The sequence below is a fragment of the Streptomyces canus genome (genome assembly GCF_001514145.1).
In the GTDB taxonomy this organism is placed as follows: domain Bacteria; phylum Actinomycetota; class Actinomycetes; order Streptomycetales; family Streptomycetaceae; genus Streptomyces; species Streptomyces canus.
In genome coordinates, this window is the sequence record NZ_KQ948674.1 from 78,233 (window position 1) to 104,334 (window position 26,102).

Annotated in this window: 23 protein-coding genes and 1 pseudogene; 14 read left to right on the plus strand and 10 right to left on the minus strand. The window is 68.8% G+C overall.

What is annotated here, in order from left to right:
- Positions 1–204 precede the first annotated feature (204 nt).
- The 6 genes and pseudogenes from AQJ46_RS42005 to AQJ46_RS42025 all read left to right on the plus strand — a co-directional run bounded on the left by AQJ46_RS42005 (position 205) and on the right by AQJ46_RS42025 (position 3,892).
- Entirely contained in the window at positions 205–966 is a 762-nt protein-coding gene (locus tag AQJ46_RS42005) for a TIGR02391 family protein (protein ID WP_059210610.1), read from the plus strand.
- 180 nt (positions 967–1,146) lie between these two features.
- Positions 1,147–2,130 carry a hypothetical protein gene (locus AQJ46_RS42010; protein ID WP_225887536.1) on the plus strand — a complete coding sequence of 328 codons (984 nt, stop codon included), beginning with the start codon at positions 1,147–1,149 and terminating at the stop codon, positions 2,128–2,130.
- Positions 2,131–2,196: 66 nt separating this feature from the next.
- Positions 2,197–2,334, plus strand: a pseudogene (locus tag AQJ46_RS59500) (zinc finger domain-containing protein); the annotation flags it as partial.
- A 63-nt stretch (positions 2,335–2,397) separates the two neighbouring features.
- Positions 2,398–2,820, plus strand: a complete 423-nt coding sequence (locus tag AQJ46_RS42015; protein WP_159064130.1) for a hypothetical protein — start codon at positions 2,398–2,400, stop codon at positions 2,818–2,820.
- A gap of 67 nt (positions 2,821–2,887) precedes the next feature.
- Positions 2,888–3,169, plus strand: a complete 282-nt coding sequence (locus AQJ46_RS42020; RefSeq protein ID WP_059210613.1) for a hypothetical protein — start codon at positions 2,888–2,890, stop codon at positions 3,167–3,169.
- A 39-nt stretch (positions 3,170–3,208) separates the two neighbouring features.
- Positions 3,209–3,892 (plus strand): hypothetical protein, encoded by a 684-nt coding sequence (locus AQJ46_RS42025; RefSeq protein WP_059210614.1) that lies wholly within the window; start codon positions 3,209–3,211, stop codon positions 3,890–3,892.
- A 172-nt stretch (positions 3,893–4,064) separates the two neighbouring features.
- Here AQJ46_RS42025 and AQJ46_RS42030 read toward each other — a convergent pair whose 3' ends face one another.
- Together AQJ46_RS42030 and AQJ46_RS42035 are read right to left on the minus strand one after the other, a co-directional pair.
- Complete coding sequence (locus AQJ46_RS42030) at positions 4,065–4,772, minus strand: hypothetical protein (RefSeq protein ID WP_059210615.1); 708 nt, start codon at positions 4,770–4,772, stop codon at positions 4,065–4,067.
- Positions 4,773–4,981: 209 nt separating this feature from the next.
- Positions 4,982–5,533, minus strand: coding sequence for a hypothetical protein (locus AQJ46_RS42035; protein WP_159064131.1), 552 nt, complete (start codon positions 5,531–5,533; stop codon positions 4,982–4,984).
- 937 nt (positions 5,534–6,470) lie between these two features.
- Between AQJ46_RS42035 and AQJ46_RS42040 the strand changes: the two genes are divergently transcribed.
- Positions 6,471–6,671 (plus strand): hypothetical protein, encoded by a 201-nt coding sequence (locus AQJ46_RS42040; protein ID WP_059210617.1) that lies wholly within the window; start codon positions 6,471–6,473, stop codon positions 6,669–6,671.
- Positions 6,672–7,125: 454 nt separating this feature from the next.
- Here the strand turns inward: AQJ46_RS42040 and AQJ46_RS42045 are convergent, their stop codons facing one another.
- Complete coding sequence (locus AQJ46_RS42045; protein ID WP_059210618.1) at positions 7,126–8,118, minus strand: hypothetical protein; 993 nt, start codon at positions 8,116–8,118, stop codon at positions 7,126–7,128.
- Between the two features lie 167 nt (positions 8,119–8,285).
- On the opposite strand from AQJ46_RS42045, the gene AQJ46_RS42050 reads away from it, so the two are divergent.
- Positions 8,286–8,645, plus strand: a complete 360-nt coding sequence (locus AQJ46_RS42050) for a hypothetical protein (protein ID WP_059210619.1) — start codon at positions 8,286–8,288, stop codon at positions 8,643–8,645.
- A gap of 146 nt (positions 8,646–8,791) precedes the next feature.
- Here the strand turns inward: AQJ46_RS42050 and AQJ46_RS57725 are convergent, their stop codons facing one another.
- From AQJ46_RS57725 to AQJ46_RS42070, 4 genes are all read right to left on the minus strand, one after another.
- Positions 8,792–9,937 carry a hypothetical protein gene (locus AQJ46_RS57725; RefSeq protein ID WP_225887537.1) on the minus strand — a complete coding sequence of 382 codons (1,146 nt, stop codon included), beginning with the start codon at positions 9,935–9,937 and terminating at the stop codon, positions 8,792–8,794.
- A 1,667-nt stretch (positions 9,938–11,604) separates the two neighbouring features.
- Positions 11,605–12,126 (minus strand): hypothetical protein, encoded by a 522-nt coding sequence (locus tag AQJ46_RS42060; RefSeq protein WP_059210620.1) that lies wholly within the window; start codon positions 12,124–12,126, stop codon positions 11,605–11,607.
- Positions 12,127–12,496: 370 nt separating this feature from the next.
- Positions 12,497–13,573 carry a hypothetical protein gene (locus AQJ46_RS55680; RefSeq protein ID WP_159064132.1) on the minus strand — a complete coding sequence of 359 codons (1,077 nt, stop codon included), beginning with the start codon at positions 13,571–13,573 and terminating at the stop codon, positions 12,497–12,499.
- Entirely contained in the window at positions 13,566–14,465 is a 900-nt protein-coding gene (locus AQJ46_RS42070) for a ParA family protein (protein WP_059210622.1), read from the minus strand. Before AQJ46_RS42070 ends, AQJ46_RS55680 begins: the two co-directional genes overlap by 8 nt.
- 1,819 nt (positions 14,466–16,284) lie before the next feature.
- On the opposite strand from AQJ46_RS42070, the gene AQJ46_RS42075 reads away from it, so the two are divergent.
- Entirely contained in the window at positions 16,285–16,851 is a 567-nt protein-coding gene (locus tag AQJ46_RS42075; RefSeq protein WP_159064133.1) for an AAA family ATPase, read from the plus strand.
- A 115-nt stretch (positions 16,852–16,966) separates the two neighbouring features.
- Positions 16,967–17,659, plus strand: a complete 693-nt coding sequence (locus tag AQJ46_RS42080) for a hypothetical protein (protein ID WP_159064134.1) — start codon at positions 16,967–16,969, stop codon at positions 17,657–17,659.
- A gap of 89 nt (positions 17,660–17,748) precedes the next feature.
- Here AQJ46_RS42080 and AQJ46_RS42085 read toward each other — a convergent pair whose 3' ends face one another.
- Entirely contained in the window at positions 17,749–18,735 is a 987-nt protein-coding gene (locus AQJ46_RS42085) for a hypothetical protein (protein ID WP_059210625.1), read from the minus strand.
- Between the two features lie 522 nt (positions 18,736–19,257).
- Between AQJ46_RS42085 and AQJ46_RS42090 the strand changes: the two genes are divergently transcribed.
- On the plus strand, positions 19,258–20,478 hold the full coding sequence (locus AQJ46_RS42090; RefSeq protein WP_059210626.1) for a competence protein CoiA family protein: 1,221 nt from the start codon (positions 19,258–19,260) through the stop codon (positions 20,476–20,478).
- A 391-nt stretch (positions 20,479–20,869) separates the two neighbouring features.
- Positions 20,870–21,904, plus strand: a complete 1,035-nt coding sequence (locus tag AQJ46_RS42095) for a hypothetical protein (protein ID WP_059210627.1) — start codon at positions 20,870–20,872, stop codon at positions 21,902–21,904.
- A gap of 79 nt (positions 21,905–21,983) precedes the next feature.
- Here AQJ46_RS42095 and AQJ46_RS42100 read toward each other — a convergent pair whose 3' ends face one another.
- The gene (locus tag AQJ46_RS42100) at positions 21,984–23,210 is read right to left on the minus strand and encodes a PIN domain-containing protein (protein ID WP_059210628.1); all 1,227 of its coding nucleotides are present in this window, start codon (positions 23,208–23,210) and stop codon (positions 21,984–21,986) included.
- A 535-nt stretch (positions 23,211–23,745) separates the two neighbouring features.
- Between AQJ46_RS42100 and AQJ46_RS42105 the strand changes: the two genes are divergently transcribed.
- Positions 23,746–24,486, plus strand: a complete 741-nt coding sequence (locus tag AQJ46_RS42105) for a hypothetical protein (RefSeq protein WP_059210629.1) — start codon at positions 23,746–23,748, stop codon at positions 24,484–24,486.
- Between the two features lie 159 nt (positions 24,487–24,645).
- On the opposite strand, the gene AQJ46_RS42110 is transcribed toward AQJ46_RS42105, so the two are convergent.
- Positions 24,646–25,251: a hypothetical protein gene (locus tag AQJ46_RS42110; protein WP_059210630.1), complete on the minus strand. Its 606-nt coding sequence runs from the start codon at positions 25,249–25,251 to the stop codon at positions 24,646–24,648.
- Between the two features lie 346 nt (positions 25,252–25,597).
- Between AQJ46_RS42110 and AQJ46_RS53080 the strand changes: the two genes are divergently transcribed.
- On the plus strand, positions 25,598–26,059 hold the full coding sequence (locus AQJ46_RS53080) for a RapZ C-terminal domain-containing protein (RefSeq protein WP_059210631.1): 462 nt from the start codon (positions 25,598–25,600) through the stop codon (positions 26,057–26,059).
- Positions 26,060–26,102: the final 43 nt, after the last annotated feature.

Genomic DNA, 26,102 nt, shown 5'->3' on the forward strand with positions numbered 1-26,102 from the left:
TCCAGGCATTCTGCCGCGTCCGGCTACCTGCGCGGGCAGGGACACGAGTCCCCGCTACCCGCGTATGCGACGGTTCTGATCGCCACGGATGCGCCCACCGAGGCCAGGCCCCGAGGTCCAGGAGCGCGCGACGGCTCCACACCGTGAGGCGCCCGCCTGGAAAGGAAGCGTCAGTGTCGGTGCCGCGCCGTAGCGTGTGCCCCCATGAACTTCCAGTACATACCGCCGGTCCCGGCACAGCAGATCCGGCAGCTGCCCACGCGGGATGTCGCGCTCCTTCTTCTGCGGCACCTCGCCAGCGGCACCGGATATCTGCAGTACGCGAGCACGATGGGTTCGGCACGGCAGGCGTTCCAGGAAGAGCCGGACATGGACACGCTCGTGAACCGTCTGTCCGATGCCTGGTGTTGGCTGGAGGCGAACGCACTGCTGTCCCGGGAACCCAGCCAGTCCGAGGCGTTCCGCCGGATCTCCGACGACGGCAGGGCCTTGGCGAAGGACCCGCAGGGCATCACGCGGTTCGAAGCCCGCGAGCGGCTGTCGGGCCCGCTCCACCCGGCCCTGGAAGACACGGTGCGCACCAATTTTGACCTGGGGGACTACGAGACGGCGTGCTTCGCCGCGATGAAGGCGGTCGAGGTCTCAGTCCGGGACGCCTCCGGACTCGACAACTCCCTGGTCGGCGTGAAGCTGATGCGTGCGGCGTTCCAGCCGCATCAGAACGGCAAAGTCGGCGGGCCGCTCGCCGACGCCGGAGCCGAGGGCGGTGAACAGGAGGCCGCGTCCGCGCTGTTCGCCGGCGCCATGGGCGCGTACAAGAATCCCGCCAGTCACCGTACCGTCGACTTCGACGATCCGATCGAAGCCGCCGAGATCATCCAGTTCGCCGACCTGCTGCTGCGCCAGGTCGAACGCGCCAAGCGCCGCCAGGCCGCGGTGACGGCACAGGGCGGCTCGCCTGGCTGACCCTGTCGGCGGTACGGGTGGTGACCTCTGCTGGCCGGTCGCGTTGTAGAGCCCGTGCCGAAGTCCTCCTCCGCATCGCCCGCACCGCCCGCGCCAGCAGTGAGAAGCACGGTCCCCCCTCCTCTGCTGACGATCCAGCAGGGGGAGGCCGCGCGCCGCCTCCTGAGCCATGTGGCGTCCGTGCGGCTCGCCGGTGCCGACGCGCAACTGCTCGCGGTGGTGATTGCCATCCGTGCGGCCCGGGCCGGGTCGGGGAACATCACCGGCCAGGACCTGGACTTCCTGCGCCTGGGAGATACGCCGGCAGCCGTTGCCGAGCTCGCATCGTTGGGTTGGCAGTTCGCCGGCGACCTCCTGGACGGCGACCGCGAGACTCCGGTCGCCGTGACCGTGCCCGGTCTTGCTGACGCACTGCCGATCAGCAGGACCGCACGCTCCCGCGTCTCGGGATGGATCACCCGCACGCTCGCCTCCAAGACGGTCAAGAAGGCCTCGCCGTCCGCGCGGCTGGCGGCGCTGTTCCTGGCTGCCCACAGCTCCAACGACCGCTACGGCGCAGTCCCACCAGAGCTGCCGGAGCACTGCCGCGCGGCGCTGCCCGAGCTGCTGGACCGAGGATTCCTCGCAGAACTGGCCGACGGCCGGTATCTGCTGGACGAAGACGCACGGCGCCTGTCGGGCATGCACCCGCGCTCTCACGACAGCACGGCGCTGGTGCGGCTGCGGTGGCAGGCTTGGAAGGACGGCGTGAGCCCGGCGCTGCGCCGCCACGCCGAAAATGTTGAGCACTGCCCGCTGTGCACGCCGCCGCTGGAGCAGGTGGCGTCGGCCTTCATGCGGCCGGCCGTGCCGATGCAGATCCCGCTACGCGTCCGCAATGCCTACGGTGCGTGGAAGGACTCCCATCCCGACCGGGGCCCGCATGCCCTGCAGTTCGCCGCCGCGTTCCGGGCCCAGCACCAGCACGGCCCGTCCCTCAAGCAGCTGTGCGAGGGCATGGGCTGGCAGATCGAGTCGCGTGAACTGCGCAGTTTCATCGTCCAGCGGCTGATCACCAACGAGTGGCTGACCAACACCGCGCCCGTGCCGTGGACGCTGCGCCCGGGGAAGGCCGCCCAAACGGACAGGACCCCGGCAACGGTGCTCAGTTCCAGCACCCGGTGAATCTCTTGCCCGGGCCGTTGCCAGGTTCTGGACCATCGAAGGAACCGCCGTGGAGGTGAGTCAGGCGTGACGAGAGCTGTAGCGCCGGCCGTCCGGGAAAAGGCCCGCAGCCGTACCTGTCCGGACTGCCGTGCAGCACCGGGCGAGAAATGCGCGCCTGACCGGGCCGGGCGCTCCCAGTTGCACCGGGGCCGGATCCGGGACGCCGAACAGGCCATGCAGGTGCCCGTGTACCGCATCCTACCGCCGGACGCCGACCGTCACTGCATGCCTCTGGACCCCGACTGCGCCGACACTCTGGTGGTGTCGCTGCACAAGGACGTGGTCGCGGAGCTGGCCCGCTCCCATTACGAGGCCGCGGCGCTGCTGTGGCTCGTACTGGAACAGGCCGGACAGGAGCGGGCCACCGTGCTGGACGTCAAGAACTTCCAGGTGGCGTTCTTCCTGATGCCGCTCGACTACCTGGCGCCTGCTGAAGTCCTGGAGGCAGTCGACCGGCTGGCCGCCCGAGGCTTCGTCGAACGGGCCGGCGACAGGGGCGTGCGCGTCAACTCCCTGGCGGCCTGCGTCATCGAGCGGCGCGAGCTGCCCGCCCGGTTGCTCATGGAGTGGAACGCGGCCAAAGCCTCCTGGGAGGGAGCCCCGATGCCGGCACCGCCTGTTGCGGTGCCCGCTACGTCCCAGCCCTGACGACACGCCGCCAGCGCGGCACCGCGGGTTGGCCGGTGGAACCGGCGACCGCCTCTAGCCTCAGCGCATGGCCTTGAGCACCGATGAACGCTCCCTGCTGACACTGATCACGAACTCCCCCGACCCGGTAGTGATGTCCGACTTTTTCCACCAGCTGAGTCCGCCGGCTCCCGGCATGAACGAACACCATCCCGGTCACGAAGAGTGGCTCCTGCGCCAAATCGAGTGGCACAGCGTCTCCGTCGAGCTGTGGCAGCGAGACCTCGTCCGCGTCGTCGTGCCGGCTAACGGGGAACGCGGTGACATGGTCGAACCCACCGAGGCCGGCCGCGCCGCCCTGGCCGCCTAACGCTCCGCACCCACCCTCTCAGCCACCAGGAGATGCAGCATGCCGTCCGCCCACAGGGCCACTCTGCGGCCCGCCGGACTTGAGCTCAGCGAAGTCGAGTTCACCTTCGGCAGCTCGTTCCCCCACCCCCGGGAGCGGGCTATCCGGGAAGGGTACGGCTTCGAGATCGAGCTTCCGGCTGTACTCGATCTGCTCACCGGCATCGATGACGGCGTCCTGAAAGCAGGAGACGTCAAAGACCTCCTGCTGCACGTGGTCGACGGCATGTATCCGCGGGCTGACTGCTGGTGCTACGAGAGCGACGAGGACAAGCTGGCCTGGTGCCGGCGGGACGGCACCTGCCAGACCTGCGACCGTCACCGGGACGCCTTCGCGAAATCCCTGGCCCTGGCGGCCGAGCGGTGGCGACGCTGGACGCTGCCCGACCAGTACCCCTACGCCACAGGTAACGCCAAGGGACTGCACGAGGTCGGCTGCCACATTCTGCGGCAGGGCATGCCACAGGAGTTCAGCCCGCCAGCCGCCGATGATGCCGAAGCGCTGCGTTCCTTCGCCCACCGAAAGGACGCCTACGACCGGCCGCCGACGGGCCTCAAGCCGAGCTACCACGTCCCCTTCCACGCCATGACGACTGCCGAGACCCGAGCGTGGATGGAACGGAACACCGGCCCCAAAGGGGGCCGCTACTACCACCGCTGCGAGCGGTGCGCCCCCACCCCATGACCAAGTCCTGGCCATGTACTGCGTGCCGATTGTGTGACTTCGCTCCCCGCCGGGTCTTTCCTCGACCGTCCCCTCGTTTACCTACTGATCTCTGCGGAGTGTTGTCGGGTGACGCGTAATGATCCCTGCGGTACGCACGTCTGGGCGCCGGCAGCCCGACCCCGCGCTGGTGTCACGTGCGGATCTGATGGGGCAGTGCACCAGCCCGGGACTGCTTCAGGTACCAGCTGATCTCGTTGGGGAACTGGTCGGCGAAGCGCAGGAGCCGTTCCAGGACGCCTTCGTACAACGGGTCCGTGCCCAGGCGGTCGAACTCGGTGAGCCGCCCCGCCCACAGAGCAGCCGTGTCCGTCGGCACGCCGTCGCCGAGCTCCGCAGCACACTCGACGACGCCCTCCACCGAACGGAGAAGTTCATGGCGGTCTTTTTCGTGCCGGTCCCGGAACGTGGGCTCTCGTGCGATCAGCAGGTCGGTGCACGGGATCGACAAGGCATCGCGCAGCTGGCCGAGGGCCGGCTCTTCGCACAGCTCCGTCACCGCGGCCGCCGTCAGGGCGGGCCGGCCGCCCACGACACGGTCCAGGATGCTGGTCCCGAGCACCGCGGCCGCGCTCGCGTAGCGCCAGGCGAGCAACCCGACGCCACGCTCGTAGCGGTCGGCCAGACGGCCAAGCCGGTGCACGGCGTCGGGGTGGTGGGTCAGGGCCCGGCCCTGCGTGTACACCGCCGCGTTCTCCTCCAGCCGGTAGCAGCGGTTGGTCATGGCGAGCGCGGACTCGTACTCGTGCCGCAGGTCCTGCAACGTGACGTGCAGGGAGCGCAGCGCCTCGACCTCGAGCGCAGTCAGCGGCGCCGCATCGGTGAATACCGGGAAATCCATCGGGGTGTCGTCTCCTCACGACGCTGTCGGATGTCGCTGGCCATGGCGCCGGTGTTCTCGCCCAGCGCTCGTGCGCCGGCTTTCGTCGACCGGTGTCCCGTCTCGATGCACTATCCAAGCCGAGCCAGCCATCCGGCGTAGTCGGAACCAGCCGAACGCTGATCTTCTGGTGCGCGCGCAGGGCACGCCGCCCTGATAATCCCGCTCCCTCAGCCACTGGGCCGGGGGCTCACGGGTGTCAATACTCTTTTGGGTCTTCGCGGGCCCGCCACTCCCGGCGGGCGTACGCGCGTACAGCGTCGCGCTCCATCTCCGTGCAGCCTTCCCGCAACGGCGGCGGGATGTCGCCGCTGCGGCTCGTGCCGTGGCGCAGGTCGGTGCTCCGCCAGGTGGCTGGCGACGCTGGAGGCGTCCGTGCGCAGCTCATCCCCTTCCTCTGGCCCGCCGGGCTCCTCTTTGTAGGGCCAGGGCAGGTAGCCGCCCGGCGGGTGGCACAGGGCGAGCACGTCCAGGGCAACGGCCGTCTCCAGCAGCTCATCGCGGTACTCCATCACCTGCAGGCCAACGGCGGACAGCACCCGGTCCTGATCACCCTGCTCGTGCGCGACGGCCAGGTCCTTGCGATCCATGATGTGGCCGTAGAGCAGGGCCGGAATGAGCTCGGAGATGCGAACCAGGTGTTCGCCGTACACGGCCTGCGCCGCCCGGCTGGTCACCCAGCCCGGCCACGGCTCAACTGGGGACGCTCGGTGCGGGATCATGCATGCCACGCTAGCGGCCGCCTGTGACATCCGGGCCGGACACCGGACAGGGCCTCCCGCATCGGATCGTCGGCAAGTCGCTTTACTGGCATGGCTGTTGGGTGGCCAGGTGAAAGGTACCCAGCCAAGGAAGATGTGGTCGGCGGCGCCGTAGCGCAGGACGTCGTTGGGTCCGGTCCCGGAGACCGGCTCGAACATCGTGGAGACACCCACCAGCAGCCCGTTGTGAGGCCGGCACGCTTTGATGGTCTCCGGGTCCGCCGACGACGTTGTGCCCGTCTAGGCCTGCGTCGATGTGGCTGGGCGATCCGACCAGCCGGGCGCGGGGCGGGGCCTGGTCGGCCACCCACTTGTCGAGGACCAGCTCGCGGCCAATCGGGCGGAACCCCCGGGCCCGCCAGTGCCGTTCGGTGGTCACCGTCCAGCGGTCGCCGCCGGAGGCCCTGCTGCCGGGCATCCTGTGCCGCTGCCGGCAGCGGCACACGGCCGGTCGGCACACTGCCCGACTGCGGTCCCGAAATGACGGAGATCGAGCTCTTGCCGCCCAGCCGCCAGCCTGAACGCGTGTGCGTGTCACGGGTGTTGGTGCGCGGTCTTTCCACTACAGTGCGGCGCGTGCGACATGCGCGAGCCTGGGACCCCGACGTGTCCTGGGTCGGCCGACAACAAGGCGCCCCGAAGCGGGCTTGAGCCTTATTGCGCTGTCTGAGTGGCCGTTGCTGAGCCCGTGGCTGATGCCTCGAGAGCTCGATTGTTGAGCCCACGAACCCCTGATTCCGAGCTCACCGGGATGAACAGCCGTAGTGCGGCCCTGGCAAGGCACCGAGACCAGTGAACGTCGGCACGGCCTCAGCAAGATCCCACGTACACGAACGTGGTGGTCGGGCTGAGTGCCGTTGCACCCAAGGTCCGGCCACCGGAAAGGTCATCCGGACCGATGTCCAACCCGTCGTTCAGCGTCAAAGTGCTGCTGGTCGTGATCTGCGCTCTGGTCTCCATAATCGTGGCCACTGGCGCCGGCATCCTCACCCACACCACCGGCGCGTCACTGGCCGAGACTGTCCTCTCCGCAGGAGGTGCCTTCGCTGTCTCCATGGGGCTCTCCTTGACCACCTTGGCCGCGCTGGGCCTGGTCTGACAGCCGCCATGGCAGCTGGGCCGCCGCGGGAAGGTCTGCGTACGGCCCAGCTGTCCACCATCGCGACGTGCTCAAGGCGTCGGCCGCGGCCCGTACCGGACAGCGACGTTCGTCCCGGCTCCTGGGCACTCGTGCTCTTCGACGGCGTGTCAGGCGCGTGGACTTCCCACACGGGGCTCTGCGCAGCGCGCGCGTAGCGAGATCGGCAGTGTGGTGGTGGTCTGGGTCGGTGAGGGCGATGACCAGGTCGGCGTTCCTGCCGATCATCTGCCGGTTGTGCCTGCGTGCGGCGTCCCGGCCTCGGTTCTTGGCCCTCCGCCAGGGGTGGGGATCACGAAAGTGTCCTGGCCTGGCCCGCCTCCACCGCCGCCTCGTCTGCGGGCGATCCACGCCGCGGCCGTCACGGCAGCGGCGACGTCCACGAGGTACTCGGCTGCGAACTGGCTGAGGACGTTCATGCCCCGCTCCCGGCGATGTTGGTGAGCGAGCCCCGCGTGACCCGGGCGGCCGCAGTCCGCTCCTCGAAGCGTCGGCCCAGCCGGCGCAGCTTGCGACGGACACTGTCCGCGTCGGCGGCGGTGACGCCGGCCAGGTCGGCAGCCTCCGCCCACGAGGCGCGCCCGGACTGCGCCCAGGCCCGGACGACCTGCTGCTCGTCCGGCGAGAGCTGCGAGAACACGCAGGCCGCAGGGGCGGTGTCCGGCTCCCACAGCACCGAGGGCCCGTCGTGGGCGGCGCGGTCGGCGAGCACGTCGATGAGCGTGCCGCCGCCGGGGACGGGGTGGTCGAGCGACAGGAGCCGCCCGCCGGCCGCCTTGCGCCGCCACAGCGGCTGCAACTGGCGGTGCACCACGGACGACTCCCGCTTCAGCTGCTCCAGGCCGAGGGCGCCGGCGTCGTCGACGAGGTGCTGGTCCAGCAGGTCCACCCAGCTGCCTAGCAACGCCGTCGAGACCGCCTCCAGCCACTCGGTGTCGGGGTTCGGGACGCCGAGCCACATGCTGACGAACTCGGCGACCGCCGGCTTCCACCCGTCCACGGTCCGGCTCTCGAGGATCGCCTGACGGGCATTGAGGGCGGCGAAGACGCCCAGCCGGGCCCGGACAGCCTCGGCACTGTAGGGGGCCCGCTTCGCCTGGACCACCATCGTGCGCAGCTGTCCGTCGACCTGCTGAACCCAGGTGAAGTCGGCTCCACGCTCCCGGGGTTCCGTCGTCGCGGCGCTGCCCAGGAAGGCGATCGAGTAGATCGTCTCCGCCGGCGCCGTCCCGAGGCCTCTTTCGGCAGGCCTGCGGCTGGCGAGTGCGCGCCGGGCCGCGGCGAGTTCGGCCCGCACGTGGCGGGGCAGATGCGCCACCCGGACGTGGGGAACAGCGACGAGGTCGGCCGACGGCTGAGGGCCGCTTGGGCCGGACGGCTTCGTGGGAGCGCCGTCGTGGATGGTCATCGGGGTTGTACTCCTTGCTGATCGGTACGAGCGTTCACCCCTCGGCACCGGCAGGACGCCCGTCCGGCTAAGAATCTTCCGACCGGCATGTGGTCTGCATCACACGCCGATGGCGGTGGGCTGGTCGCGGTACGGGCGGTGTCAGACCCGCCGCTTACGATGCGCTCATGCCCGACCAGAACGTTTTCGACTTCCCCAAGGTCCTCTTCGACGCCCGCCGGGAACTGCATGAGATCCACGCCGAGCTCCGCACGATTCAAGCGGAGAGGCCCTGGTCGGTCGAGCCGAACGACGGCTGGGACGACTCCGCCAAGTGGTATCCCTCCGTCCGGCCCGCGACCGAAGGCTGGAGCGCCGAGGACACTACGGCGTACACGGCCCTGCAAGAACGAGCCCGGGAACTGAGCGCGTTCGTGATCACCCACAAGTTCTGGGGCGAAGTCGCCGCCGCCGAACGCGCCGACGCGCGGTCCAAGCTGATCCACGCCACCCAGCCGGCCCCGGCCGAGCCCGCGACAACCGGCTGAGAAGTGGACCGGGCCCCGGCGAGCAGCACACCGCGTGACCCGCGTCGCCCCGACGATCACAGCCGTGCCTGCCCAGCGCCCGCCCAACACCTCCGGTAAGACCCGCGCCGGGCACGGCAGTTCGCCACCGTACGGTGCAAGCCGTATCACGCCGACCCCGCCCCCGCGCCGACCGCGACCGTGTCCTCGTCGAGCGGGCGGCCCGCCAGGTCGGAACACCGCTCGCTCCACGCCGGCGGCCTCTCGCGCGGCAGTGCCGCGGCCCGCGCCCGGGCCAGGTCGCCGAGGAACTCGCGCAACAGGTCCTGAGCCACCCGCTCCCGCGCCTTCGCAGCGGCCTTCTCGGCCCGCTCGCGGTTCTTCTCCGTCGGGAACATGCCGTGCAGCGTCATCCGCCGGACATGAGCGGCCTCCATCTCGGCCGGCCCGGACTCCCGCAGCCGCTGAAGGGCCCGCTGCCTGCGCTGTTCGAGGACCTTCTGGGCCAGGTCCTTCTCGGCGAACGCCCGGCACACCGGATCACCGGCGCCGTCCGGCGCCCCGGCACCCCGGACGACCGCCCACGTGTCCTCGCCGACCTGCGCCGTCAGCGCCGCCACCGCCTGGGGATCGTCCACGTCGGCCCGTACCGCGACGGCGATGTCGACCGCCTGGTCGACCAGGGCCTTGGTGGACCGGCTCAGCGAGCACACCGGGCACAGCCCGGCGGCCTCGGTGCGACCGCAGTCCTCACACGGACGCGCCGCCCGCCGCTCCTTCTCCTCGGCCAGCTGCGCCTTCTGCTCCTCGACGGCCGCGTAGAAGGCAACTTGGCGTTCCGCCGCCCGTTCCCAGCGCACCGCATCCACCGCGCTCTGGTAGTCGAACTTCGCACGCAGCGCCTCCTCGTAGGCCCCGCGCCACTCCCCCGCAGCCACCTGCGGATGCTGGGCCGCGACCTCGGTCGCGACGATCTGGCGCAGGCCACGCCGATCTCCGATCAGACAGTCGCAACTGGGGCAGGTGCCGCCGGAGTCGATGCGGATCCCGTCGTCGCACAGGTTCGACCAGCACCCGTTGTTCTGCGGCAGCCCCCGCCGGATCAGCCAGGCCGCCAGGTCCTGCACCGGGGTTCGCTGCCGGTCGAGCCGGCGCTTGAGCCGCTCGGCCAGCCGACGCTCGGCCACACCCTCGCTGTCTCCCACGAAGCTGCGCAGCCGCACCAGCTCCCGACGCACGGTCTTCGCCAGCCACGCCCCGGTCGACGCCCGCCCCAGCCCGGCCCACAGCCACGCCACTGGAGCCAGAGCCACCGTCAGGTCGTCCGGTACCCCAACCGGCCGCACCGACCCGCCAGTTCGCACCGGCGAGCCCCACCCCCATCCCGTCGACGCGCTGAGCTGTTCCCCGCGAAGCGGGACCGCCCCACCGGCCGCAGCGTCAAGAACCTCCGTCGCCCCGGGGAGATCCTCGTACGCGCCCGCGCGTTCCCGCAGCGGGTCCTCGCCCAAGACGGCAGAGCCGGAAAAGCAGTCCAGATCACCCGCAGATGAAGAAGAGAGAGTAACCACCGGTGGGTGGGCAGCGTGGGGGCCTGCAGCAACCGCCTCCCCTGAACTACCATCAACACCCGTCTTCACCTGCGACGATGCCTCGACTTCTGGCTCCTGAACCCCACATGCAGCAGGAACCTCGACCGGAACATCCTCGAAGCTCAGCTGCGCCCAGCCATCCCCCGCCAGCACCAGGCTCTCGCGCTCCCCCTCCTCGCCACACCGCGCGCACCCGGCACCCGCATCCAGCTCCTCCGGGGCCGCGGAAGCCGACGAGCCTGACGCATCCTCAACTGACTGCTCGGGCGCAGGCTTCGACGCTGTCCGAGCACGCTGGTACGCGTCCCGGATCGCCGGCACCAGCAGTCGATCTTCCCCGTACCGCTCCGGCCGGTCCCACGCCACACCTCCCAGCACCAGCAACCGCTTCAGAACCGGACGGGCCTCGTCGACGGAGCAGCCCAGCAGCTTGGCCACCGTCGCCTCGGAGCGGGTGTAGCCCTTCGGGAGACGCCCCGGTGCCATCGGCACCCCGCCATCGGCACGGGCGCTCAACGCCAGCAGCAGCATGGCCAAACGGTCGGTGGCCGACCCTCTCCCCCGCCGCTTCGCGAGGAATCCCGCCGGCGTCGCAGGCCGGTCCCGCGGCGCCCAGCCCGGGCACAGCACCGCCTCGCAGAAGCGAAGGAACGTCGCGAGGTCCCGCCGGCTCAACAGCGACAGCGGATTCAACCCCTGCTGACCACGCGCCTCCTTGAGCGGCAGCAGCTCGAAATCCAGCGCGTGCGTCCAACCGGCCGAGTCTCGAGCGGGAACGCACGTCGCGATCCCGCTGGCCCGGACATCAGGTACAACCGTGTGCAGAACGTGCGAGACCCCGTAGCCCAGCCAGCCGGCCAGATCCCGGGACATCGTGATCACGTGCGCGGACGCCGCCGGCGCCTTCGCGAGCACCAGGACTGAGGTGAGACGTACGGGATCGCTCGCCCCATCCAGACGCGGGTCAGCAAAGAGGGTCCACACAGACGAGAGCAGCGCGCTGCGCATGCTCCGCGTGAGAACAAGAGGCTCGTTGGAAGTGAGCACAGACCCCTCGCCATCCTTCACACCATCTGACGCAGACGGCACGGTCGAGGACGACGAGGACGGAGGAACTGGTGAACGGGCGGACGCACGATTTCGGTCTGCTTCGGGCACGACTACGCCAGCCCTCGTACGGGTAGCTATGATGGGCTCCAGTCGAGGAGGTACGAGGGAAACTCACATCGCCAACCGGCACCGCCTGGGCAGGTAGGGAAGCCGGACGCGCGACACGTATTCAGCTAGGGATGTGGAGTAACGCTCACCTCCTCGATGTGACTGGCCCGGGATTGTGGAGTCCCGGGCCAGCAGTTTTTGTGCTCAGCCGGAGTTTCTGCGCACAAGTTCTAGGCCGCGGCGGACTGATCCAGGCCGGGGTCCTCGGTCGCGGTGTCGGCGCTGGCAGAGGCAACGACTCCCTGCCCCGCTAGCCTGTGGGTCGCTGGGACCTCGTAGCCCTTGGGGAGAGTGGCAATCCACTCGCCGAGCGGAATGGCGTAGGCACACCTCCGCCCGAGGACGTCGATGACGTACTGGGCTCGTTCGCCAAGGGTGTTGGTGACCTTAGGAACCTCGTCCTGCACTACCCAGAGCACAGTGTCCCGGGTGGTTCGGATGTCCGTGATGGAGTCGCGGGCGGTGTTCACCACGAGTGGCAGGCCGACCTCGAGAGTCCTCGACTGACTCCTCGAACGCTTGTTGCCCGGCCAAACGAGCTGATCTACGACAGCCAGAACTTGAACCACGATGACGTCTTCGCCGTCGAGGGAAGCCGGACTGATCAACCCAAGTTCGGTTGCCTTTTTGACCCAGATGCGATTGAGCTTCGCGGCCGTTGCCAGCGACGCCGGCGTGATGCGCCCCGCCACGTCAGGCCCTCCTCACGGTGAATCCATCTGTCCAATTGATCACCGGTCACACTATCGCAGTCGAGGCCCAGTTTGTGTCACGTCGTAGCAACTTGGCGTGTCGGTCAGTTCGGTGTTTCGGCAGGTTCTCGCCCTGGAGGTCCGTTTTTTGGCGTCATAAACGTGATGCGCCGCAGCACTGGAGCGTGGCCCAGTAAGACCCGTAGATCCATAGATAGAAGAGAGCAGAGATAAGTGTGTAGATACCTACAGACCTACTGGCATGCCTACTTGAGTCCCTACTGACATCCCTACAAAGCACGAACGGCAGGAGATGCCCAAAACGAAGGGGCCACCTCCCGAGTCGGGAGGTGGCCCCTTCGTCTTGCGCTTAGCTCTCGAACGTCAGCGGACCCTCGCTCGCGAGATCCTGCAAGTAGCGTGCGAGCACAGCAGAGTAGATGTGATAGCCGGTTCTCGCCTTTCCTGCCGCTTTGAGGTGATTCGACAAGGGGCGGACGATGTCGAGCACCTCGGGGCTCACTCGATAGGACGACTGCTGTCCTTCGGGGATGCGGCGAGCTCCCATGTCTCGGAGGAAGGCCTCGGCGAGATCGAGTTGCTCTTCGAGCGTGGCGGGCAGGTGCATGGCCATCGCGGCGTTGACGTACTGCGCCGACGTAAGTGACAACCCAGTCGCCGCGCTATCTTCGGCGGCGCGCTTGTTCATCTGAGTGATCTGGTCGGGCGTGAAGCGGAAGGGATGCGCTGCCCACTCCTTCTTCCGCAGCCGCAGGTCGATCACACTCTCGGTGTACGACTTCTCGAGGATCTGCTGAGCGGTCTGACGACGTCGGCCACGCGGTGTCGCAGAGCGCTTCTTGGCGTCGGCCTGCTTCGCGTCGTTAGCTTCGTCGGTGTGGTCGTCGTCGCCATCTTCTACGTCGGCGTTCGCGGAGTGATCGCTTGCGGGCGTGAGTTGGGTGCCTTGATCAGGCCCGGTGACAGCACCGTTCGCCTCAGCAGCGACTTGAGGCTCTTCGCTACGCACGAGCTGAGAGGTGGCGGTCGTGGACTGAGGTCCAGCAGGTGCGTCGGCGATGTCGCTGGCTGGCTCCGGCGTGCTGTCCGGCGTGGTGCTTCGATCTCCGGGAATCTCGGGAAGTTCTGACTCCGGAGCCTTTGAGGCGAGCTCGGAAGAGTCGGTAGTCGGTGCTACCGCGGCGTCGGCCGCCGTGTCACGGCTGTCCGGCGTTGCGGCGCCGCTGGCCGACGGAGCATCGTCGGATGTAGAGGGACCCGGAATGACTCCTTGGCCTCCACCGATGTACGACCTGCTTACCGTCTCCTTTACGCCGCTTAGCGCCGGGTTGTTCAGGAGGGCCCCGTTGCCTTCGGGGCGTCGGAGAGCGGAGATGCGCTTCGACGCCGCCTTCTTTGCTGTCTTCTTGGCCGGGGTCTCAGACATCCGCTGCCTCCTCACCTGCGTCGGGCAGCTGCGCAATCGGCCAGGACGCCTCCGGTGCGTCCATGCGGTCAATGACCTCCTGGAGGAGGTCCGTGTACTGCTTGCCACACGACTGGTTGGGGTGCTGGAGGACGGCTGGCTTTCCGTCGAAGTAGGCCCGAGAGATGCGCCGATCCCGCCGGATATCCGTCACGTAGGGGTACAGGCTGCCATTGATCATCATGTCGAGGATGTTGAGGTCCTCTATGGTCCAAGCCGACTCAGGGTTAGACCGGTTCATGAACGCTCCGAGGAAGCGTGGCTTGCACTCGCCGGCAGTGAGGTTCTCGACAGCCTGAACGGCCTCTTTGAGAATCATCGCCCCCTTGATCGTGGGGTACTCCGGGTTTACGAGGCTGATGACGTGGTCGGCCGCGGCCAGGCCGACGGCGTTGAGGGACGAGACAGCAGGCGGTGTGTCGATGAGGATGTAGTCGAACTCGCCCGAGAACTCGTGGAGCAGCCGGCGCCTGAGGACTGGTGTGTCGGAATACGGCCTCGTGACGAATGCGTTCTGCGCCGCAGTCATCGTCGATTCCTCAGACGCGAGTACGCACAGACGGCCGCCGTCATACTCGCTCACGAGTTCACTTCGGTCGTACATGATCTTTGCGAGGGGGTCGCGGCCGCCCGCCTTCGTGAGTGAGTCGGTAAGGGCGAGCCCCAAAGACCGCCGGATCTCGTCCTCGGAAACGAGGTTGACCCCAAGCGCCGATCCTGCCTGAGCTTGCGGCTCGAGGTCGATGATGAGGACGTTTGCCCCGTCCATGGCCAGTCGGCAGCCAAGGTTGACCACCGTGCTCGTCTTGCCAACCCCTCCCTTCTGCGTAGCGATCGCCAAGACGATGGTCATGGTGGATGCCTTTCACTGTGAGGAGGTTTGACCGTTTATGTGTGCCACGCCGCGACTCGCTGCGGGTCTGCTGTAGCCAGCCTGAGACTTGGAAGTCTCGCGAAAATTGGGGCGTTCGCGACACTTCTGTATCCCGGCTTGTGGTGTAGCGGGCCTTCAGATGCTACGTCGTGACACGAGGAAGATAACAGGAATGATTGGGGTGTAGGGCGGGACCCGCGCTTCCGCGTGTCACGTTGGGGGCCGAGCGGTGCTGACGAGGTGAACTCGTACGCTCGGTGATTCGCGGTTGGGGAAGAGGGTCTGTGCTGTCCAGGCTGTAGTGACGGACTGGAGTGGCCCCTGGGAGGGTCGGACTGTTGGAGCATCGAGCGTCGGAGGGGTAGCTGGTTGGGAAGGGTGGGTGCACCAGGGGTCGCCAAGGAGGCCTGTGAGGCCTGACGGGCAGAGGCGGATGGGGAACCTCAGGTGCACCGTGGCAAGCAAGTAAATGGTCAGGCATTGAGAGAGATCTGTAGCTACTTAGATCCCTACAGGCCTACTTGGCACCCTGTATAGATCTCTACCTAGATCCCTACCTAGATCCCTACAGGGCTACTCGCCTGCCTACTTGCATCCCTACAAAGATCCCTACAAGGATCAATGGGTACGTGGCCGAGTCTCAAACTCGTCCAGAAGTTACTCGGATCTGCGCTCGCAAACGTCAGGCCTGACGAGCGGACGAGCCAACATTCCAGCCAAGTAGCGACACGGCCAGGCAACATTCGGAGTGACGCGAGTAGGGGCGACCGGGCATGCTTCCTTAATCGGCGCGCAGCTTCCATGCCTAGTCACTCACCTGCGGGGTGAGTTGACTCCCTCAGGAGCAAGGAGACATCCACCCCTCAACTGTGGAGGGTTGATGGCACGGCACGGTTGCCAGCTGGCTACGTTCGTAGCCGCCGAAGAACCAGAGAAGGAAAGACCTCAGCACTACGAATGCTGGAGTCTTTCAGTATCAAGGTGAAGCAATAAAAAACTCCACCGGAGACCAGCTAGTCGAGCGCGTGAGCAGTCCACCGACTTCGCAACTGCTCGCAGCTTGACGTGAACCGAAGCTGTAAGCCACATCGACAAGAGGGCGCGCCGAAACAGTAACGAAGGAAGGTAACTTCGCAACCGACCGAACAAGAGCAACGGCAATGGAGTCATGGGAGACCTTGTGGCACCGCTTCGTCAAAGCTGAGGAAAGATGCCCCACTACAGGCTTGCTAGCTGGGCAGTACGCCAGATCACGAACCACGATGCTCCTGCTGTTCGACCCTTCAGATCTGCTTGGATGCCAACTTCAGCCTTGACGGAGGAATTGAGCGCCGTGCTGCCACAGATGGTGGACACCTGGGGGTGCTCGACGCCTAGAGTGGTCGCCTCGAAGCTGCTCCCAGCTTGCAGCGTAGTGCGACCGGCGAGACTGTCGTCGTCGACGGAACAGCCCACTACGTGTCTGTGGAGCAGCGCTGGAAGAGGTCCTGCATAAGCCTCGGGGGCTCCTCGGCGTCGTCCAGCACGACGTCACCGTTGGGCCACCCCAGGAGCACTCCAGCCTCGCCAGGGCTCTCGTGCGCGGCGGGTTGAGGGGAGCCGAGGCGCAGCATCTGAGGAATGGGAAACAGGTGCCACACCTCATGTCACACGCGAACCAGTTTCGACACCCCTAGTAGGTGATGCGGCCGAGGAGGCCGCACTGGACCTTGGAGGGGTGACCGTGCTGCTTACACAGCAAGAGACGAAGGCTCCGACTCGACTTGCCGTGCCCGTGGGGACTAGCGCTGGGGAGGAGATGACGCTCGGTCTGGCCTGGGATGGCGAGCACGTTCTGATCAGCGGGGGAGCTGGCACAGGTAAGACGGTGATAGCCGGGCGGGTCGCGGCGGCGGCCAGGGCGTCGGGATGGCCTGTGACGGTGTTGGACGGTCTGCGGGAACCGGTGCCCGATGCGTTGCCTGGAGGGATCTTGGATGTGATGCAGGCGATCGCTGACGGGGCGACGGGGGAGCCGTGCGTTGTGGTCGTCGACCACGCCGAGGTGACTGCGGCGCGAGAGTTGGCGGCGCTGATGTCGGCGCCTGGTGCGCACGTCGTATTGGTGACGCATCCCAGCACGGAGGCAGCGCCGGCGCAGTGGATCCCGGACGACCCTGACGCCGGGTGGCCGATGAGGCTGTTGCGGTTCGGCCACCGGATCTGGATGGGTCCCGGTCGCGTGGGCCTGGATGTGCCGCGCTTTCTGCAGGTTCCGGAAACGCTCGGACTGATGAGGCGGGCAGCGGGATCAGTGGCGGGCAGTGGTGTGTACGCGTCGGCAGGCCTTGGGCCGACCCGGTTTGCCCCGCTGCCATTGGGGTGAGGGCCGACGGCTACGGGCCGGCACGCTATGAGGTGCTTGCGTACGCCCTGGCGGCAGGCCGGCCGGGGAAGGATCCTGGGGTGCCGACACCGTGTCGTCGCGCCGGGAGGACTCGATGCGTACCCGGGAGATCCAGGTTGGGGAGACGTACATGGTCTGTGTGCCCCAGCGGCTTCCGCCTCGTATGCGGGATCGGAGGCCTGCTACCCGCGAGGAGTTCACCGCTGGCCTCAGGCTGCACCTGTACCGCGGGAACCGGTTCGATCTCACCGTCACTGCCGTCGACCCGGTGGAACGCACGGTTGACGGCTACGAGACGTCGACGACGAGCCGTGTGCGCCTGGCGCTCACCCTCGAGCAGGCCATCACCCTGGGCCTGCCCGATATCACCGGTCATTACGAGATCGAGGGCACGCTCCACGACGTCGAGGCGAACGCGCCGGTCGAGCTGCCCACTAGTTGTGCCTACACGTTCATCCCGACGCGCTGGTTGCTGCCGCTGGGCACGCCGACAGTGCTGTCGGAGTGGTCGATCGCCTTCTACCGGTATTACGTGCGCAGGGACGCCACCGGGATGACCCTGCCGGAGGTGAGTGCCGCTGCCGAGGAGAGCCAGGAGAAGGAGCGCAACCTCGCCGGGCGGGCGCTGGACAACTACCGGGCCGAGGAATGCCTGCGGTCGGCGGAGGTCGAGCACGCCGAGTGGCGCCGGATCGAAGCGGTGATGCGCCAGAGCGCCATGACCAGCTACTCCCCGAAGGACGATCCCGAGCTGTCCGAGGGTGACCTCGAACAGCCCCGACCCTGACCCCGGGCTCCGGCCCGGCCCGGTTCGGCCAGGTGAGCGAGCCGACCTCGGTGGGCAGCGGGTGGGCGGGGGAGTGGTGGTGCGGTGGGTTATGCCGCGCTCTGGACGGGAAGGGCGGCCACGGCTGCCTGTCTGGCGGACTCCAGCGCCTTGGTGAACGTCGAGGCGACGACGGCAGCCTCGTCGGTCAGTGCCTCGATCTCGGCGACCGCCAGGTCGTCGGCCGCGGTGCGGGCCAGCAGGTCGAGGAGCTCGTCGCTGCCCGCGGCCAGCCGCTCGATCTCCCGAAGTTTGGCGTAGCGGGCATCGGCCTCGGCGACCTGTTCGGCGTACGCCTCCAGTGCCGCCACCCGCCGCTCGATGCCTCGCAGGCTCGTCTCGAGCATGCGTTGGCGAGAGGTGAGCAGCCCGGCCACCGTTGCGTTGTCCGTCTGCTGCGGCGCCCTTTGATCCTTGCGTGCCACTCGGCTGTAGTCCCGCAGGCCTTGGGCGATCACCCACTCCTGCCGGGGGAAGGCCGCCTCGTTGCGCTGGGCGTCGAGCCACTTCTCGCGGTGCACTCTGGAGTCGAGTACGGCCGTCATCGCCTGCCGGGCCCGGGCCAGGAGCTCCTGGGCGTCCGCGGTCAGATCCTCCGGATGCACGAGGTGCGCCTGGGCGGTGGCGAGCCGGCGGAACTGCCGGTTGTAGAGCGCCCGGTCGGCGACCAGGCCGGCGCACACTAGGGTCACGACGCCGGCGGCCAGCGGCCACACGGACAGCAGCGTGTGCACCAGGTCGACGGCCTTCTGTAGCAGATGGTCCTGCGCGCCGACGATGGTGGAGGTGTCCGCGGCGGGATCCGCGACCTCGAGGCGACCGGTCCACGACCACACCGCGGCGGCACTCGCCACTCCCGCTCCGCCGCGCGCCAGAAGCGGGACGGCAGCGCGCAGTGGGTTGACCGGTGGGCCCGCATACCGGCGAGGGTCCTCCATCGCCTGCCGCAGGACCTTCTGGGTCGTGTCCGAGAGTTCCGCATCCGGGTCGAGGACCGGGCGCGGCGTGCTGCCCGCCGGCTTCTTGGTCTCCGTCACCGCTTCCTCCCCCTGTACGACCACACCCGCTCGCGCCGTGCACGGGCCCGTCCCGGCGGCGACCACGCGGTCACGGGAGCGGGCTGCCGTGTCCGGTCAGCCCCACGGTACGTGATCGCCATTCGACGCCAACTCGGCCGGAACTTCGGGTACTTCATGCCAGACCGAGCCCACGAGCCCGTGACGCGGCGGGCGGCCGACCGCAGCGGGGGAGGGGGAGTCTTGGCCAACGATCTCGTGTTCACCGGCCGACGGGCGGCCGGGGGCGGTACGTTGGCCGTGGGCCCCGGCAGCCGCGTCATCCCCCGTACGCAGCTGCCGGGGCCCCTTCGCGCCCGACGGCATCGGGCACCACGGACTTCCTGCCGCGCACATGTTCATCGCCTCGTCGGGCGAGGCCTCCCGCCGGGCGGGCCGCCAGGAGCAGGTCGCCTCCCGGCCTGCTGGCCCTGGAAGTGCAGGGTGCCCGTGTGGCGGGAGAAGGTCTGGCCGGACAGCCGTACCGCCGGTCATGATCACCGTATGGGTGCAAGCGCGTGGGATACCGAGACCAAGCGGCCGATCCATGTCGATCAGGGGGTTGAGGGCCTGCCGATCGGCCTGGCCGGCGGCCGATACCTGTGCCGGGCCTGCACGGATCCGCTGATCCTCAAGGGAGCCAAGCCGGAAGCGAAGGTCACGCCGCATTTCGCCCACCAGGGAGGAGGCCCGTGCCGGCTGCCCGACCGGGAGGCGGAGATCGACGCGGACGATGAGGTCGTCATCCAGCTGAGCCACCAGATCCGTGCCCTGCCCGGCGTCACCGGCTGCACCCTCGCCTCTCCCGGGGACGACCCTCACCAGCCGATCGGGCTGCCGCCGGTCGTCGTCGCGCAGTGCGGCGAGACCACCGTGGTCATCGAACGACCCGGAACACTCCCCAGCCCGCAGGCCGTACGCCGGCGCATCCTCGCTGTACGCGACCATCATGCCGGCGCCGCACACGTCTGGTTCCTGCGCCGCGACCTCGGCCAGTTCGGCGAACTCCCCAGCCACACGGTCCGCTTGGGCGGACGCGACGTCGAGCACCAGCGCGTCGCCCCCACCGAGCAGCAGCTGGCCATCCTCGACGCCGGCGGGCACGTGTACTGGCTCGACGGGAAACTCGTGCTGGTGTCCTACGGCTACCACGCCTTCCGGCACCCGGCCCGCCCCGAGCAGGACTGGACGGCCTGGCCGAAGTGGCCGCGTCGCAAGGACCCCCGGGACGACTGGCGGATCAGCAAGCCCCGTCCGGCTCCGACTGCGGACTGCTGGGGCCTGGTCTCGATCGCCCTGTCCTCCCTGACCCGCACCCGGGCGGCCTTCCACCCGGCCGACGCGCACAAGATCATGGACGAGCTGTATGTCGCCCAGGAGGGCCGCTACCGCTGGCGCGACCGACGAGCCCGCGAGGTGTATGCCGAACGGAACGCCCCACGCCCTCCGCGACCTGCCGCTCCGGTCCCGGCGGCCGAGGCCCCGGCCGCCACGACGGAACCGGCCACCGTCGCCGAGCTTCCGCAGTCGCCAGAAGCGACCGGCCGGCAGGATGCCGAGGCACCGGCACCGTCAGCTGACCTGCCGCAGGACTTCCCGCCTCCGCCTGCGGCCCCGCCCACGATCCCTCCGCCACCGCAGGATCCGCCCGCCGTGTCCCCGGTGCCTCGGCAACGGCGGTGGACAGATGCTCTGCGCGTGCTGCGCCGACGACGCGGGCAGTGACGTGCCTCAGGGGAAGGGCTCGTCCGCCGTGCGCGAGCCGGCAGGCCATGTGCGCGTGCGGCAGGGTGCTTGTGTACGGGGGGGGAGTGCACATCTTCTTGGACGAGGAGTTGCGACTCCCACACACTGCTGAGGACGCGTCGCTAAGCTGGGGCAATACGCCAACGGCCGGTTGCGCACCGGCCGAAGCCGCGCCCCGGCCCATGAACGGGACGCACCACGGCAAAGGTGCCCGGTCCCGCACCATCAGGGGGCCGGCCGAGCTGCATCAGTGCGCGAGGCAACACCGCCCACCGCGGTTGCTGGACTGCACGCTGTTCTCCGTTGCGCTTCGACCTTCACGCGCATCCGGATCATGGGGCCGAGCGCGAGAGATGTGAGAGACGCGGCCATGACCAAGGACCACGCGCGGAAGAACACCGCCCGCAGCCGCCAGGATCGCGCCGGGAGCGCGTACACGTCGGCGAACGCCAATACGCTCCACGATCACCCCGGACCACGGTTCTCCACGGTGGCCGGGGCCGCCTTCGAGACCGACCACGATGCCGACATGAGCAAGGCCGCGGCGCTCCTCGCCGCCCGCCTCGCAGCCTGCGAGCCCTGCCAGAAGCGGCTGACCACGCGGATCCTCAAAGGCGATCTCCTGGTCCTCGCCGCTCTCGCCGCCAACCTGCCCCCGATCCCGCCGCCCGGCGTCCGCAGCGGCACGCGCACCATCTACCCCGTGCTCAGCACCGGCAGCGGCGTGCTCATCCTCGGCATCATCGGGGCCATGCCCCGCCGCGAGCGGGCCGACCTCCTGGCGGACGCCATCGACCACTGGGCCGACCTGGCGCCCACGCTCGATGCCGCCGCGGCCTCGCCCGAGCAGGCGGACCCCTCCCGGGTCATCATCGACCTGGGCCTTCCCTCCGAGCCGCCGCGCGCAGACGGAGACCCCCCACGCATCTGGGAGTTCAACTTCACCCTCCCCGCACCCCCGCCCCGGCCGGCCGGCAACGGCCCCCACGAGCACTCCTTCGCACTGGCGCCCGTCGACCTCGTCAGCTACCGCCTCGTCCACGCCCCGGACATGGCCGCGGCGGCGGCACTGGTCGGAGCCGTCGCCGACCGGTGCGGTGACTGCCAAAGCCGCCTGTTCGACGACGTCCTCGACGACGACCCGATCCTGCTCGCCGAGCTGGCACGCACCGTCTACAGCCAGTTCGACGACATCGGGGAGACGGCCTCACCGGCCGCCCGCTCCTTCTTCCCCCGCGTACGGCAGGCCGGGCAGACCGGCGACGCCGAACCGCTCCTCGCCGCGATCGAGGGGATGGACCACGACCATCGTTCCGACCTGCTGAACGAAACCCTGGACTTCTGGGCCTTCATCGTCCGCGGCGCCGACCTGACCCGGCTCAACCGCCGCGGCCGCCGCCGCTAAGTAGGCCTTGAGCCCGGCTACGCTCCTCGGGCTGCGGCGACCAGGGGTTCCGCCCCACCCGAGGAGGGCCAGCAGGCGCCTACTTCGCCTTCTTCCGACTCACCCAGCTGGAAATGGTCATCGTGAGCAGAGTGGACAAGACGTCGGCTGTCGAGAGGGCCTGAGGAAGGAGCGACGCCTTGGGCGAGACGTGCCTCGGCAGCGGGTTGGGCGGGAATCGCACCTCCAGCTCCTGCCGCCAGTTGGTCCACGTGTTGGGAACCCGGCTGACCTCCTCGCCGGTGAGGGCCCGGGGAGGCTGGCTGTGCAGGACTGACATCCGTGCGCCGTTGCCATCCTGGGTCACGAGTACGCGGGTTACCAGGGCGTTCGCCGCGGGGGCCAGCCACGGTCCGGTCAGCATCATCAAGCCGGAGGCGAACCACCGGACCGTGGCTGTGTACCAGTCCTGTCCGCCGATGCGGTGGGCAGTCATGTCCGAGACGCCGTCGAAGGTGATGGTGGGCGGATCGAACCACCCCAGCGCGGAGCGGGCTTCCCCCGCACCCTCGCCGTCGTCGAGCGGGGTGTAGGCGAGCCGACGGTTCAGCCATCCCGTGTCGTCGTTGGGGTCGTTCGCCGGCAGGTGGTCCGACAGAGCCTCAGCAACCCGCTCGATCCACTCCTCGCCTGCCAGGAGCGCAGGAAGGAAGCCCTCGTCCAGCTCGGCGGGCTTCGCGAAGATCTCCACGACGCTGTCGAGGGAGGTGAGGTGAACGAAACGGTCCTCAATGCCTGCGAGGTCCCTCTTCATCGGCTCCGGGTACTCAGTGCCGGTGCCGAAGTCCTTCGTGTTCGCGCTGACGAAGTAGACCGTCTCGTCCTCGTGGTCGCGTGCGTACTCGACGGCCGTCAGCCATATCGCAGCGTCACGGGAACCGGTCTTATCGCCCTTCCCGAGCCGCTTGCACGGCGCGAGGACATTGGACTCACGGAAGAGCGCGGTCCGTAGTGCCTCCGCGCTCGGCTCGATCACTTCGACCATCTGCCGGTACACGTCCCGCCAGTGCTCCCGGTGCCGCTCCGTGTCGGCCCGGCCGAGGCTGGGCACCCCTCCCCACGGAACGTGCCGCTCCAGCTGGGCGATCGCCGACGTCGCCGAAGCGTGCGCCGCGACGTAGTCCAGAGTCCGCTGTGAAGCCAGCTCCTCCAGGACCACCGACGGGACAGCGACGCGGATATCGGCCGCCGCGAGCGCCCGGAGGAGGTCGGCGGTGCTGTTGTCCAGCGTCACGCCCCAGAGCATGTTGGTGTCCAGAATGATCAAGGGTGGTGGCTCCGTCCCCTCCGGTCCTACTCGTACCGGCTCACCCTCTCAAGATCACAGCCTTGGGCGCAGCAGGATTCGCCATCAGTGACGCCGGCGCACCTCGCGGTGCACGCAGGCCAGCACTCCACGGCGAGGGCGACGCCTTCATCGGTGCGGGGTCGTCCAGTCAGCGTCGCCGTCGAGAATGTCTCCGGGTGCCAGTCCACCAGCACCGCGCGTGGTTCGGGTATCCCTCGCGGCGTCCTCCACATCTCTCAGTTTCTGGTGGCCCTTCAACGCTCTGGCGGTGACCTGGCCGTCGTGTCCGGTCAACAGGACCGGACACGGCCTCGCGTCCGCCCTCAACCGGGTGTTCACCAGGGCAGATAGAGGCGCTGGCACGGCGGTCGGCGGGCAACACGACGGCGGACGTCCCGCCAGCTCGCGGCCTTCCGGAACAAAAAGGCCCTCGCGGGATGTCACACCGTTGGCATATTCCACACCCCTAGTGGCTGTTAGTGCACATCTGCCACTCATCTGTGAGGAGTCTCCGATGACCGTGCCCGGCTCGACGACAGCCATCCCGCTCGACCCGCTGACGACCGCGTTGGTCCTGCCGGACGGCACCGTGCACAGCCGCGGCACGCTGCTGTCCGGCCAGGACGGCGAGCAGGAGCTGCTCAGCGAGGCGTGGCTCTTTCCGCGCGAGCAGGCGACGAATCTGCAGCGGCCGGTCCGGGTCAGCATCGGTCGGCCCTCGGGATCGGTGGAGACGTACCTGCTGTCCGCGGATGGCACGACCGCGGCCGTGGAGGCGCATCCGCCCGCCGCCGTCCTCGAGCCGCCGGACCCGCGGTGGGATGACGGCATGCCCCAGCACAGTGCCATGCTCGAGACCGCCCGGGCGGCCGAGCGGGCCGGCGACTGGTCGGCGGCCCAGGTCGCCGCCGAGCGGCTCGCCGTCCACGTCCACAACGACCTCGGCGATCAGCACCCGCACACCGTGCTCGCCCGCGAGCTCCAGGGCCACTTCGCGGTCCGCGCCCGGGACTGGGCCAGTGCCGCCCGCCTGCACACCAGCGCCGCCGCAGGACGCAACCGGCTGCTTGCCCCGACTGAGGCGACCGCGCGCACGCTCAAGAACGCCGTGTACGCCTGGATGCAGGCCCCCGTGGACAAGGACCTCACCGAGACCGGCTACACCCTCGCTCATCTGCTCGTGCGGGTCGCGCCGGGCAGCCCGGGTCCCATAGCCGCCGTCCTCAGCCGTCTCGGATCCACCGGGAGGCCGTAGACGCACACCCGCAAGGCACCGCTCCCGGATGACACCGTCCGCCGCCTCGCGGCAGATGAGACAACTGCATGATGCCGGTGGCCAGGCGTTGCGCGCGCGGCACGGTCGAAGATCAGTCGACGTCCAGCCGGCGGCGTACGTCGGCGGCGGTCTGCTCGGTCAGCGCCGCGACGATCTGCGGGTGCTCGGTATCGAACGCGGCGAGCGCGTCGACGGCCTCCGCGTACGCGGCCTCGTTCCTGGGCTGTTGATCGCGGTAGTAGGCCCCTGGGTCTCCGCCCTCGTCGTCGTGGGCGCTCGCCCGCTGGTCCGCTGGTCCGCGTCACCGTCGAGCACGGCCTCCGCCGCAGCCGCGAGGCGGGCGCGCTCGGCGACCAGCACCTTCCCCTCCGGTGAGTGCAGGACGGTCGTACGGGCGGCCTCCGCCATCTCCCGTTCGGCCTGGCCGCGGCGCCATGCCTCAAGCTGTTGCCCTTCGGGGGAGCGGTCGAAGGCCGCTTTGGCCGCGTCGCCCAGGGCACTCAGCCGCGACACCTCCTCCGGCGTGAACCACAGCGCCGCCGGAAACGCGGGAATCAGATGCGTGCACCCGGACGGCCTGTCCCCGATTGCGACGCCGCGCTCGGACGCGTCGTACAGCCAGCCGGAGGCGATCCGTTGGCCGTCGTCGTCGACAGCCTCGTAGCTGACGGCCCCGAACAGGGTGATCAGCGGGGTGACGTGTGCGGTACGGCCGTCGGCGAGGGGTTTGCTGAAGGTGTCCATGAGGCTCTCCGTGCCAGGGTGGGATGACGACAACAGTGCTCCGTCCCTTTGCCCGTGGCAGAGGGACGCACGTTGCGTTGCGATCCTCACCCCGGCAGCCGTGCCGGGCGTTTGGCCCACCGAGGCTGTGGGCGTGCCACTGCGCGTACCGCGCGGGGATGCGGCGCGTTGACCACCGCACGGGCAATCGTACGCCCGCGGCGTCGCCCTCACGGGCGGTTCACGGTGTGGAGGACGGGACAGATGAGGGCCGCGCCGGGAACGCCGATGGCGCCGATGCAAAGAGGAGAAAGGAAACATTCCGGAACGGCTACCGCGGGGGCCGATCCTCGTCGATCCTGATGCCATGGACACGATCCCCGACGACCTCAGCGGGCTGTACGACGACGGGCACATCCAGTGCGTCGTCATCTCCTACGGCGACGGACATCGTGACGCGCCCACCGGCTCCGCCATGCTGGTCGACGCCCGCCCTCTGCCCAACCCCGTTGAGGACCCGGAGGTGCGCGAGAGCGTGCTTCATGCCACCGGGCTGGACCGTGAGGTCCGCCGGTACGTCATGGCAACGCCCCGCGCACGGCGCCTCGTTCGTCAGGGAGCCGAGCAAGTCCTGCTGTTGCTGCGGGCGGACAGCCTCGGCAGGTGGGCCGGCGGGCAACGGTCCCGGGTCGACGTCCACGTGGTCTGTGAGGGCGGCAAGTACCAGTCGGTTGCCGTAGCGGAGGAAATCGCCGCCTACCTCCGGGCTGCCGGCGTCGGCTGTGAGACGGAGCACCGGCACATTGACCGCCCCCTTCTGGCCGCGTGACCTCTGCCGCCGGGAGGCAGAGCAGGACGGCGAGTTCGGAAGG